At 32.1% G+C, this 13,060-nt stretch carries 8 protein-coding genes; 6 read left to right on the plus strand and 2 right to left on the minus strand.

From position 1 onward, the window contains the following. Positions 1-9: 9 nt before the first annotated feature. Genes B2Y85_RS03650 through surE form a run of 6 tightly spaced genes read left to right on the plus strand, consistent with a single transcriptional unit; the run spans position 10 to position 6,824 of the window. A complete protein-coding gene (locus tag B2Y85_RS03650) occupies positions 10-1,416 on the plus strand; it encodes a UDP-N-acetylmuramoyl-tripeptide--D-alanyl-D-alanine ligase (protein WP_372519120.1) in 1,407 nt (468 codons plus the stop codon). Between the two features lies 1 nt (position 1,417). Further along, positions 1,418-2,491 carry a phospho-N-acetylmuramoyl-pentapeptide-transferase gene (gene mraY, locus B2Y85_RS03655; RefSeq protein ID WP_372519121.1) on the plus strand — a complete coding sequence of 358 codons (1,074 nt, stop codon included), beginning with the start codon at positions 1,418-1,420 and terminating at the stop codon, positions 2,489-2,491. Positions 2,492-2,494: 3 nt separating this feature from the next. After that, positions 2,495-3,829, plus strand: a complete 1,335-nt coding sequence (murD, locus tag B2Y85_RS03660; RefSeq protein WP_372519122.1) for a UDP-N-acetylmuramoyl-L-alanine--D-glutamate ligase — start codon at positions 2,495-2,497, stop codon at positions 3,827-3,829. A gap of 1 nt (position 3,830) precedes the next feature. Further along, complete coding sequence (locus B2Y85_RS03665) at positions 3,831-5,003, plus strand: FtsW/RodA/SpoVE family cell cycle protein (protein ID WP_372519123.1); 1,173 nt, start codon at positions 3,831-3,833, stop codon at positions 5,001-5,003. Beyond that, complete coding sequence (gene murG / locus B2Y85_RS03670; protein ID WP_372519124.1) at positions 5,000-6,091, plus strand: undecaprenyldiphospho-muramoylpentapeptide beta-N-acetylglucosaminyltransferase; 1,092 nt, start codon at positions 5,000-5,002, stop codon at positions 6,089-6,091. Before B2Y85_RS03665 ends, murG begins: the two co-directional genes overlap by 4 nt. After that, complete coding sequence (gene surE / locus B2Y85_RS03675) at positions 6,078-6,824, plus strand: 5'/3'-nucleotidase SurE (RefSeq protein ID WP_372519125.1); 747 nt, start codon at positions 6,078-6,080, stop codon at positions 6,822-6,824. The genes murG and surE overlap by 14 nt, the downstream gene beginning before the upstream one ends. Positions 6,825-6,826: 2 nt before the next feature. Here surE and B2Y85_RS03680 read toward each other — a convergent pair whose 3' ends face one another. Both B2Y85_RS03680 and B2Y85_RS03685 read right to left on the minus strand, forming a co-directional pair. Then, complete coding sequence (locus B2Y85_RS03680) at positions 6,827-7,540, minus strand: ComF family protein (RefSeq protein WP_372519126.1); 714 nt, start codon at positions 7,538-7,540, stop codon at positions 6,827-6,829. Between the two features lies 1 nt (position 7,541). Continuing rightward, complete coding sequence (locus B2Y85_RS03685) at positions 7,542-13,055, minus strand: hypothetical protein (protein WP_372519127.1); 5,514 nt, start codon at positions 13,053-13,055, stop codon at positions 7,542-7,544. Between the last annotated feature and the right edge of the window lie 5 nt (positions 13,056-13,060).

Genomic DNA, 13,060 nt, shown 5'->3' on the forward strand with positions numbered 1-13,060 from the left:
TAATATAAAATGGAAAATTTTTATTTGATGGACTTAATAAATGCCGTAAACGGTTCTTTCGTCATAGGAAACCCTCATTTACCGATAAGAGAAATAAGTATAGACACCAGAACCGTTAAAGAAGGGTCTTTATTTTTTGCAATAAAAGGAAAATCTTTAGACGGACATGATTTCATAAGAGATGCCATAGAAAAAAATGTTTCCGCAATAGTTTATTCTAAAGAAGATATGAATTTTGAAAATATGTTTCCTACAATTCCGTCGTTAGTAAAAGTTCAAGACACCTCCGTTGCATTGGAAAAACTTGCGACGGCATACAGAAAAAGATTCAATCTCCTGCATTGCGCCGCAATTACGGGTTCAAACGGAAAAACAACAACAAAAGAAATGTTGTCGTCAATATTCAGACAAAAAGGCAAGACATTAACCAATCAGGGAAATTTCAACAACAGAATAGGTGTTCCGTTAACTTTATTTAATCTTACGAGTGATACGGAATATGCTGCAATAGAAATAGGAACTTCGGAATTCGGTGAAATAAAAGCTTTAACGGATATTGTAATTCCTCACTGCGGAATAATAACGAATATAGGAAATTCTCATTTGGAATTTTTTAAAACTCCGGAAAAAGTATTACAGGAAAAAATGACATTGATAGACGGTATAGCCGATGACGGTTTCATAGCTTTAAATAACGATAATCCTTTCTTGAAAAATCTTATACCGCAAGTATCAAAAAAAGTTATTACATTCGGTTTGTATAACGGTGCCGATGTTTATGCAAAGAATATAAAATTATGGTTGGATAAACCTTTATTTGATATGTATATTGACGGGAATAAAGAAACAATAGAGTTACCGATAAAAGGTAAGTTTAATATATTTAATGCATTAGGTGCGGCTGCCGTTGCTTACGGGCTCGGATTTTCTTTTAAAGAAATAAAAGAAGGTTTGGCAAAATGTACCCCTCCCAAAATGAGAATGCAATCGTATTCTTTAAGCAACGGAGCTATTATTATAAATGACGCTTACAATGCAAACCCCACATCTATGCATGAATCGATAAAAAGTTTGGCTCAATCTTATCCAAGCAGAGAAATTCTTTTAGTTTTAGGAGATATGTTGGAGTTGGGAGAAAAATCTCCGGATTATCATGCAGAACTGGGACAATATATAAATTCTTTGCCGAACATAAAAACAGTTTATTTATTCGGAGATTTGGTTAATTATTTAAAAAACGAACTTACGGATAAAAGCTCAAAATATTTTATATCGAAAACAATTCTTTGCGAAGAACTGATAAACGATATAACGGAAAATACATTAGTATTCATAAAAGGCTCCAGAGGAATGAAGCTCGATGAAGTTTATAATGAAATTATTGCCGCAGACAAAATAAAAAAAGGAATGAAATAAAATGTTCTATTATCTTTTCTATACATTGTGTGATATAAATCTTTTTCAGTATATTACATTCAGAGCCGGAGGAGCTATTTTAACAAGTTTAATAATAACTTTTTTAATAGGACCGGCAATAATAAAAAATTTAAAAAAATATAAAATCGGACAAATAGTAAGAAATGACGGTCCCAAAACTCACCAAGTAAAATCCGGAACAACTACCATGGGCGGAATAATAATTTTATTATCTTTATTATTATCAACAATCTTATGGGCAAGATTGGATAACAATTTTATTTTATGGTTAATAGCCGCAACAATATATTTCGGCATGATAGGGTTTATAGATGATTATTTAAAATTGGTAAAAAAGAATCCCAAAGGCTTATCGGCTAAAAAGAAATTATTGTTTCAGTCCGTATTTGCGATACTTGTGATAGTATATTTATATTTTTATCCGACAAACACTCAATATGCAACATCTTTAAATATCCCATACTTAAAAACAACTTTTATTGAATTATCTTTTTTGTATTTTGTGTTAATATTCCTTGTTATAGTAGGAAGTTCCAATGCGGTAAACTTAACCGACGGTCTGGACGGACTTGCAACGGGAAATATTATAATTGCAGCCGTAACACTGGCAATATTTTCTTATCTTATAGGTCATTCACACATAAGCTCTTACTTAAAAGTTCCTTATGTCTCGGGAGCGGGAGAAATTTCCGTATTTTTAATGGCTTTATTCGGTTCCGGATTAGGATTTTTATGGTATAATTCGTATCCGGCAGAAATATTCATGGGTGACACCGGCAGCTTATGTTTAGGCGGTTTGTTGGGATTATGTGCCGTATTTATAAAACAGGAACTTATTCTTTTTATATTAGGAGGAATATTTGTAGCAGAAGCATTATCGGTTATGATACAAGTTTCCGTGTTTAAAAGGACTCAAAAAAGAGTTTTTAGAATGGCTCCGTTGCACCATCATTTTGAATTAGGCGGAATTGCGGAAACAAAAGTAACTATAAGATTTTGGATAATAGGAATCGTTCTTGCTATTATATCAATAGCTTCTCTTAAATTAAGATAAAAAATGATAAAAAACAACGGTATAAAAATAGCGGTTTTGGGATTGGGAAAATCCGGTATTGCTTGTGCGAACTTAGCAATATCAAAAGGATACGATGTGTTTGCCAGTGACAGCGGCAAAACAAGAACACATAAACAAATGAAATTAAACAAGAATGTTAAACTTGAATTCGGTAAACATTCTCAAAAAGTGCTCGATAGCGACATAATAATCAAAAGTCCCGGATTACCGAACGATCTCTATATTTTGAAACAGGCAAGAAAAAAAGAAATTCCCATATTAAGTGAACTTGACTTTGCATTAAATTTTGCAAAACCCAGGAAAATAATTGCAGTTACCGGAACCAACGGTAAAACAACGACAACAACTTTAATTTATGAAATAATAAAGAAAGGATATAAAAACACTTTTGTTGCCGGAAATATAGGTTTTCCGATATCCGAAGTTGTGACAAAATTAAATTCAAAATCTGTTTTAGTTTTGGAATTGTCATCTTATCAACTGGAAGATTCCCCTTACTTTAAACCGGACATAAGTGTCAGCATGAACATTACTCCGGACCACCTAAAGCACCATCATACAATGGCAAACTATGTAAAAGCAAAAGCAAATGTTTTTATAAATCAAAAGAAAAAAGATTACGCAATATATAACTATAACGATAAATATTTGAAAAAAGCCATAACAAAGACGAAAGCAACCAAGTTTGAATTTAATTACAACAAAACAAAAAACTGTATTTATTATAACGACGGAACTATTTATTTAAAGAAGAATAACAAAACAATAAAACTAAATCCGAAAATAAATATTCCGGGAAAACACAACATAGATAACATTCTTGCTGCAGTTGCCGCAAGTTATATCGCGGGAACAAAGCCTGCAATAATTGAAAAAGTAATATCGAATTTTAAAGGTGTAGAACACAGAATAGAGTTCGTAAAAGAAATAAACGGTGTAAAATATTATAACGATTCTAAAGGAACAAATGTAGATTCAACGAAAGTCGCACTTGAATCTTTCGATAAAAACATTCAACTTATACTCGGCGGTCAAGATAAAGGCAGCCCGTATAAACCGATTTTTAATTTAATTAAGAAAAAAGTAAAAAACATATTTTTAATCGGTGAAGCAACAAACATTATAAAAAAGCAGCTTAAAGGTTCTGCCGAAATGACGGAATGTGAAACATTATCAAATGCAATAAGAAAGATACATTCTGTTGCCGAAAAAGGTGATATTGTGTTATTTTCCCCCGCATGTGCATCTTTCGATCAGTTCAACGATTTTGAACACAGAGGCAGAGAATTTAAAAAATTTGTTTTGGCAATAAAATAATATGGCAAAATTATTTTTTAATAATTTTATCGTTAATAATTTTAAAAAGAACAAAGAAGCTCGATATCTTTCATATATTACTTTAGGTCTTATCATAATAGGAATATCGGCCGTTTCTTCGTGTAGTTCCATGGTAAATATAAATGCACCTTTGGACTGCATAACCAAACATTTTATTAATATAGGATTAGGTTTTATTCTTTTTATCATAGCTTCTTTTTTTAACTATAAAAAATATACAAACTTTAATTTACCGTTATTTATTGTAACCACATTGTTATTGCTGTCAACTTCTTTTTTTAGAGAAATAAACGGTGCTCACAGATGGATAAATCTCGGTTTCTTTAATTTTCAGCCATCAGAATTGGCTAAATTGGTAATAATAATAATAATGGCAAATTTTTTAAGCAGACATAAACACCATATAAATACATGGAGTGCAAATGTTTTTCCTTGCATTTACCTTATAGTTTTTGCTTCCATCATATATGGTTTACAAAGTGATTTAGGAACGACTATTCTGCTTTTTGTTATATGGTCATCAATGCTTTTTATCGCAAAAATAGATACAAAAAGAATACTGATACTTATTCTCATTGCTTTTTTAGGTATGTCAGCGGCAATAATCGTAAAACCTTACAGAAGAGCAAGAGTAATAACTTATGTTAACCAAATAGTTCATTCTTTTTCCGGTAACAAAGAAACCGCCGAAGATAAAAAGCTGAGAAAAAAAATAGATGATGCAAGATATAATTCGGATATTTCCTTTGCCGCTTTCGGTTCCGGCGGATTAACCGGAAAAGGCGCCGGCAAAAGTGATACAAAATTACGCTATCTTCCGGAAAAGCAGACCGACTATATTTTCCCGATCATAGGAGAAGAATACGGACTTTTAGGAACATTATTAACGGTATTTCTTTTTATTCTTTTTACAAAAACAGCTTTATCTATAAACAGTAAATGCAAAGATGATTTCGGTAAATTTTTGTCTTTTGGAATAATGCTTACAATAACGGGACAAGCTATTATCAATATGGGAATGACAACCGGAATTTTTCCGTCAAAAGGAATTCCGCTGCCTTTTATTTCATACGGCGGTTCTGCCATGCTCATAAATTGTTATATGATAGGAATACTTATTAATATTGCAAGGAACAACAATAAAATACTATGAAAAATATACTTATAGCTGTCAGCGGTACGGGCGGACATGTTTATCCGGGAATAGCACTTGCTTATGAACTGCAACAAAAAGGATACAATCCTGTTTTTGTGGTAAACAACAATAAAAACGGTGTATCTTTAAAAATTGTAAGTACGTCGGGATATTCTTATGAAATATTGGATTTCAAAGCTCCTCCGAGAAAAATATCTTTGGATTTGATTTTATTTCCGTTTAGATTTGTTAAAACATTGTTTACGGTAAAAAGAATGTTAAACAGACTTTCTCCGAAGGTCGTTGTCGGAATGGGTGCATATTTATCTTTTCCCGTTTTACTTATGGCAAAATTCAAAAAGATTCCTACATTGATTCATGAGCAAAATTCCATACCTGGACTTGCAAACAGATTGTTATCAAAAATAGTTACGAAAGTTGCAATAAGTTTTAAAAATTCGGGAAAATTCTTCAACAGAAAAAAAACAATATTTACATCCAATCCGATAAGAAAAGATATTTTTAATATTTCAAGAAAGGATGCAGCAAAAAAATTAAATCTTGATGCCGATATCTTTACAATTTTTATTTTCGGCGGAAGTTTGGGTGCAACAAAACTAAATAATATTATGTTTAATGTTAACGAATATTTATTCAACAGACATAAAGATAAAATACAATTTATACATATTACGGGAAATAATGATTTTGAAAATTTGGATAACAAATACCAAAAACTCAACACAAAAAAATTTATAACAAAATATATGAATGATATAGGCAATGCCTATGCTTGCAGCGATTTAGTTATTTGCAGAGCAGGTGCGGGAACGGTAAAAGAAGTTGAAAATTATAATTTACCGACACTTTTTATACCTTTCCCTTATGCCACAGACAATCATCAATATTTCAATGCAAAATCGGTAGAAGTACCAAACTTTAGAGTCGTTACGGAAGAAAAAAATATTACGGAACAGGAAATAATAAAATTTATCGAGCAATATATATCTGATGTTATAGATATTGACAGAATAGTTTCTCCCGATTTTTTCCCTCAGGAAATATTGGCGAAAGAGGTTTTAAAGTTAACAAATGAAAAAATATAATATTTTGATATCTAATGACGACGGGATAAACGGACCGGGACTAAAGCCTTTAATTAAAGAATTATCTTCTTTTGCAAATATCTATGTCATTGTTCCAAAACACGAAATGTCCGGAACAAGTCATTCAATACATTTAAAAAAATATTTAAAACTTGAAAAAATAAAACACAATATTTATGCTCTTGTAGGAGGAACTCCCGCAGACTGCGTAAAATATGCATTATATTCTTTTTTCAAAGATAAAATAGATTTGGTTGTGTCCGGAATAAATACATGTGCAAATCTTGCACAGGATGTTGTCTATTCAGGAACTGTTGCTTCTGCCCGTGAAGGAGCATATTTGGGAATACCGTCAATATCCGTTTCGGCAAGTGATGAAACAAATCCTTGTTATAATCAAGTTGCAAAAGCTGTATTAAAAATAGCAAAAGAAGTTTTAAAAAAAGAAAAGAAAGGCAGACCTGCACTTTGTCTTAATATAAATATTCCCCCAAATTATAAAGGAATAAAAGTTGTGCCGTTAGGTATAAGATGTTACGACGAAACAATCGTGGAAAAGAAAACAAAAAAAGGAACATATTATAAACTTGCGGGCAGATTTATATCCGGCAAAAAAAATAAAAATTCGGATATTGATGCCATAGAACAAGGTTTTATTTCGATTACTCCGTTAGAACTCGACCAAACAAGTTTTTTTAAAATAAAAAGCTACAAATTCCTGGAAAAGAAATAGCTTTATGCTCTTGCAAGAGTAACCACAACAGTTTTACATCTTAAATTTTTTAAAACTTTTGCACACTGATTTGCCGTAGAGCAAGTTGTTGCAATATCATCTATTAAAAGAATTCTTTTCCCTTGTATTATATCTGCATATTTTTTGTTTACGGCAAACATATCTTCCAAATTTTCTTTTCGTTGTCCTTTTTTAAGATTAAACTGCGGTTTGGTATATTTTGTTCTCGCTAAAGCATTATACATCGGTTTATTTATAATTCGTGCAACATCATCTGCAAGAAGTTCTGCCTGATTATATCCTCTTTTCCACTTTTTAAGCCAATGCATAGGAACGGGAACAACAACATCTATATTCTTATCGATATTTTCTGTTATTATAAAATCCGCTAATTTAGCGGATAAATCTTTTGCCAAAAAAGTTTTTCTTGAATATTTTAACTTTTTTATTAATTTTTTCATTTGTAACGAATATATATAAGGAGATTTTAAATTTTCAAAATAAATATCTTTATTGCTTTTACAATCGGAACAAGTAGCACCTCCATCAGGTAACGGCAAAGAACATTTGTGACATATCAATCCTTCCACTTTAGGAAGTTTTTCAATACACTCATTACAAATATTTTTTTCAAAGTTAAATGAGATTTTTTTACCGCAAAGAGAACATGTTCTCGGAAATATTATTGATATTATAAAATTTAAAATTTTTTTCATATCAGAATTGTATTGTCAACTTACTTGAAAGTTCTATATTTGTATAATTTTGTTCAGGAACATAGTTATATAAAAATCTTGAAAAACTCGTTCCTAAAGCAAATCTGAAATTTTTAGATATTTCGTAATCTCCCGACAATTTAAATCCGAAATTTTGATAATTTGCAGCCTCAACATCCACTGCAGAACTTTGTGTGTTGTAGAACACATTCGATTCAAACAGTAATCTGTTTTTCAAAGGAATATTTCCTATCAAAGGTATTTTTATCCCGCTCGGGAAAACCAAATCCGATGTTGCCTGCCCGTTTACGGCATTTGAAAAAACTTGTGTAGCAAGGTTTCCTTTGGAATTTTTTGTCCAGTTTTGGGAATTGTCATATCTTAAACTAAATCTCCATTGTTTTACATTTGTAGCAACCTGCACGGCCCAATTAGTGATTTTCCCCTCCTGCTTAAGAACATTAGCTTCGGTATCGAAATCCTGAGTAGATGTTACATCCGCAGAAAGCAACACATCATATTTTTTTACAATTTTCAATTTATAGTCTCCGCCGAACATGATGCTGTCGCCGTAAGACACTCCGGCAACAGTAGTTGTCTTTTTATTGTATTTTAAATTAAGTTGAGTATCACTCATCCAATTTTGTCCGAACAACTTTTCAAATCTGCTCATACCTATGAGAATATCCGGCCAAGTTTTTGTATAGGAATCTTTTGTTGTTCCGGTACTATATGATTCCTCCTCTCCGTCAGTAAAAGTAAAACTCATAGTCATTGTTTTTATCGGTAACAGTTTTCCTTTTAAATCAAAAGCTTCAAACGGATTGTATCTTCCTATAACCCTTCTGTCATCTCTTTTCAAAACGGTTTTAACGGTATACGATGATGTTGAATATACCGGCTGTATTTCTTTTAACATATTATCTCTTATCCACAACTTATCGGCGGAAAAGCCTACGGAAGAAAAATTCTTTTCAACATTAGTATAAGAATCGGAATCCTGCATTCTGTAAGATGTGGTAAATGTTAAACTTTTTAAATATTTTGTATCAAAAATATCTTTTGCCTGTAAGTTCCAAGTAAATTCGGTTGTCCCTACCCTGTCTATTGCTTTTTTCTCACCGGGATAAAATTTTGTTGCAGACATACTGCTGTAATTTAAGTCATAAGTTTCAACGGTATTCAAACTGTAAAGAATATTCGGTTGGAACCATTTTGCCACTTTGAAATTCAAACTTGCTCCTATATCCTGATTTAAAGATTTATCATAAAAGATTTCTTCATTTTCAAAATATTCTTTATTTTTCTCGTTAACTCTTGTAATAACATAAGCCGGAGAAAAAACAACCTTATCAAAGAAAGAAAAAGGAGCTTTTAAACCCCAGGTTTCGGTTTTTTCCAATGTTAAGAAATCTTCAATTTCCATATATTTTCTCATCGTATCCAAGTCTAAAAAAGCATTTGTATCTTCTATTTTTTCGGTGGGATAAACTTTATACGCGGAATTACTTATTCTGTAATCGCCGACAATGCTTGTCGGTAAAAAATCAAAATCTATCGGATTTAAATAAACCATATTCGCAGAAACAGTTTCTTTATCTTCAATCCTTTCAATATTTTCCGTATCTTTAATAAATCTGTTATATTCCAATGTAACCTTAGGCAAATCCGTTCCGGCGGATAAAACGGTATTTACTTTTCCCATATAAGAAACAACTTTACCTTCATCCAATACCGAAACCTGATCCGAGGTATTTTGCAAGGCAAGAGGCGTAATAGTCTTTGTCTTAATTAAAGATGCATTTATCGGTAAAACTTGTGTTCCCGCAATCTCAACACCTTTAAAGGTAAGATCCGCACAGTCTTCATAAAAAGTTCTATCATAAGTTCCCGGAGCAAAAGTTTCAAAATCCTGATCTATATTTTTTCTGTATAAATCAACATTTAAACCGCCTATTCTGCCTTTACCGTTCCAATTTATGTTTAAATCGGCTTTCCATGCATTACCGTCTTTACTTTTACTTCCTGCAACATGGATTTCGTTTACCCAAATTTCACCTTTATCCGCACCGTTTGTTTTTATACCTGTTTCAATAAATGCAATCTTTTGTAAACTCGGCTCACCTTGCTTGGTAATTCTCGGATCATTTATATCCCATGCAGCCATTGCTCCGTATCCAGGCTGTCTGATTTCAAGAAGATTCCATTTTCCTTTCATATCATCGGTTATAGGAATAGAATACTCGTAGTAATTATTTTCATCTCCTCCGATTCTCATAACGAAAGAACTTTCATCGGGACTTGTAGCCGTTGTATCTTTTATGTATAAAAAGAATTTAAATTTCTCATAATTGGATATATCAAAACCCGAACTGTATGTTGCTCTGGCAAAGAATTCATCACCGCTTGCAGAGGAATCATAATTGATTGCCAATGCCTGTTCATCTCTTTTGGAATCACTGTCTATATCGTATAAATCTCTATAATATGAATTAGTTAAAAGTGAAACATATTGCGGATTATCTCTTCCTATGGAAAATATTTCACCTGCACTTAAAGAATTATTTTGTTCTTTAGTCCATTTATTTCCTACAACGGAAATTTTACCTACGGTAAGTTTACCTTCACAACCGGAACCGTTTAGGGTTAATCTTGCAATTCTTATATTTTTCCATTTTTCTTTATCGGCATCGGTCGTGATATCCAACGGAATTTGAATTCTTTGCCAGGATGTTTTTGTAATATCGGCATATTCATCCAAATTGAAATATGTGAGATTTGTTTCATATCTGTCTAAAATGTTGTTACCGTTTAAATCTTCCGTATCCAGCCTGCCGTTATTCGCTCCGATTTTTGATATACCGTAAGCAGCTGTTTTATTTGTAAAATCTCTACCTACATCTTCCCAAGGGCTGATTATTCCGTCCCCGTTTTTATCTTCCGTATCAAGCAGATAGTTTTGGTCGGAATCTTCGCTTATTGCGGAAGCTAAATCAAGCCTTACTTTCACTTGTGCAAAATTTGCTTTTATCCAAACTTCCAAATATAATTTTTTTGAAAAATCATAACCGGAAGCGGATATGATTTGCCCTATAGAAGCATAATCACAAACGAGTAAATTATAATTTACATCCATAACCTGCTGTTTTTCACCTGATATAATTTCCAAATTTTTATCTATTTCTTTTTTTTCTATATCATAATTTCTCCACGTTATCGCATTCGTATCATATTGTGCATATATGCCGTTCGGAGTTGCAGCATAAAACCAATTATCATCTATTAAAGAAAAACTGTCATCCTGTTTTGCACTTTCCATAGATTCAACTATAGCTTTACCTGTTGTATTTTGATTATATTTACTCATGGCATATTCGGCAGAAGCCGAAACCTTTAAACTATCGGTTATTTTTACATTTTTTACTTTGGCATCAACTTCCCCGACCAATGTGCTGGAAGGAGTAGTATAAATATCAGGTAATTTTGTATCTTCTGCGGCAAATTCATAAATAAAACTTCCCCCCAACGAAATATTGTCGGTAAAATCATATTGGGAACGAACACCTACAAGTGTTGAACCTGCCGATGCTCCTCCCAACGGAGAATAGTCATAAGAAACATCTATAACCGTATCATTATTAATATATTCATCTTTCAAAATAGTTAATATACCGACATCATAGTCCAACATATAATCTTCGTTAATTTTCAAAGTTTTGCCGTTTGCAACAACTTTTTCCGACATAGGAACGATATCCGTTCTTAAATTAAAAATTTTAATTTTATATTCGTATTGTGCAACAAAATTATATTTGTGTGTATTTGATGTATATAAATCATCGTGTAAAGGTTTGCCGGTTATCGGTTGTAAATTAAATACACCCTTTTCATAATCAACGATAATATTTGATTCATATCCGTCAATGTTAGGAAATTTAGGAACAGGTTTTCCTCCGTCTATCTCTCTGGGAACGGTATCATTCAAATCTCTTAATTCCAAAATAAAATTATCTCTGCCGTTATATTTCGTAATTTGATAATTTCCCAAGCTGTAAAAAGTTCGAACTTCCTTAGATAAAGAATCCGTATTATTAGTATCTTTAATTATTTGAGGATTTCCTCCTGTTTCATCCGACAACCAAGTACCATCCGTATATTGATAATCTATAGCAACGACATACTGACTGGACAAAGTATTTTTAAATGTAAGTATACCGGTAGTATAATCTATGGTGTAATCCGTTCCTGCCGTAAGTTTTATAAAATTCCCGTTATACGGAGACGCAGACAAATCTTTCATATAATACAAATCAGTATCGGTTGTTATTACTACGTAGTCACTGATGGTAGTTTTTATTTTATCCAAATACACTTTTGCCGTATCATTTTTTATGGTTTTTGAAATACCGTCTTTAACGATGGAATAATATTTATATTTTATGTATGACGTATCGGCTATAACCTTTTTTTCGGTTTTACTGCTCCCCTTAAATTGTTTACTTTCGGAATAACCTTTTGTTTTAGAAAAGAAAGCTCTTGTTTTTAAATTTTTATATTGAGTATCAACTTTTGCACCAAACAACTCTTTTGAATAGCCTGAAAATTCTGTACTTGGAAGTTCAACATTTATATCTCCGAAAGCCGCTTCTCTTATAAATTCGTTTCCTTTTCCCTTATAGAGAATATAAATATCTTTTTTATCTTCTTGCGTATCATCAAAATCGACATTTAATTCAAGTCTGTCTCCCACACTGCCTTTTATTTTCATTTGTAATTCTTGTTCCATCGAAAAATCCGAAGAGTTGGCTCTTTTACCGGACTCTTCGTTGTCGTAAATCGTTCCGGAATAATTTACACCTATCAACTTTCTTCCGGACAATAACAATTTGGAATCAAACGGTATTTTTTCCAACATTTTTTTTGCGAAAGATTTATCTTTTTCCTGTTCCTGTTTTTTTTGTTTGTCGTTATTATCTTCACCTGCTGCCGCTGCAGAAGAACCTGTCTTCGCGGATTCCGTAGATTTATTAACATTATTTATCGTATCCGTAGATGTATTCAAATTTAATTTATCCAAAACTTTATCCCCGGCTATACCGAGTGCCGTTGTTGTAGGGATATTTAAATCATAATTTGAATTATTTTGAGGTTTTTCAACTATTGCGCCAGAAGAATAATATGTTCCCAAATCGTTCTCATCCGGAACAACGGTAGAAGATGAAACTTCAATTTCTTTGTTTGCTTTTACTTCTTTATATTTTAAAGGTTTAGTTATATCTATTGCGGAACTTGAAACATTTACTGTATCATCGGAATTTACAAGTTGAGACATTGTATCGTTTTCATTTACGGTATTAGTTGAAGTTTTTATCGTATCCGCAGATTGATTTACTTGTGTTGTAGTCGTGGAAACATTTATTGTATCAATCGTATTACTGCTTACAGAAATATTATTTTCTGCAAATATATATATCGAACAAAATATGAAAATGATTATCAAAAATGTTTTTTTCATTACTT

Source organism: Candidatus Ruminimicrobiellum ovillum (assembly GCF_002392975.1).
Lineage (GTDB): Bacteria > Elusimicrobiota > Endomicrobiia > Endomicrobiales > Endomicrobiaceae > Ruminimicrobiellum > Ruminimicrobiellum ovillum.

Coding starts and splice junctions, on each gene's coding strand:
- B2Y85_RS03650 (WP_372519120.1), top strand. CDS start 10: ATGGAAAATTTTTATTTGATGGACTTAATAAATGCCGTAAACGGTTCT.
- mraY (WP_372519121.1), top strand. CDS start 1,418: ATGTTCTATTATCTTTTCTATACATTGTGTGATATAAATCTTTTTCAG.
- murD (WP_372519122.1), top strand. CDS start 2,495: ATGATAAAAAACAACGGTATAAAAATAGCGGTTTTGGGATTGGGAAAA.
- B2Y85_RS03665 (WP_372519123.1), top strand. CDS start 3,831: ATGGCAAAATTATTTTTTAATAATTTTATCGTTAATAATTTTAAAAAG.
- murG (WP_372519124.1), top strand. CDS start 5,000: ATGAAAAATATACTTATAGCTGTCAGCGGTACGGGCGGACATGTTTAT.
- surE (WP_372519125.1), top strand. CDS start 6,078: ATGAAAAAATATAATATTTTGATATCTAATGACGACGGGATAAACGGA.
- B2Y85_RS03680 (WP_372519126.1), bottom strand. CDS start 7,540: ATGAAAAAAATTTTAAATTTTATAATATCAATAATATTTCCGAGAACA.
- B2Y85_RS03685 (WP_372519127.1), bottom strand. CDS start 13,055: ATGAAAAAAACATTTTTGATAATCATTTTCATATTTTGTTCGATATAT.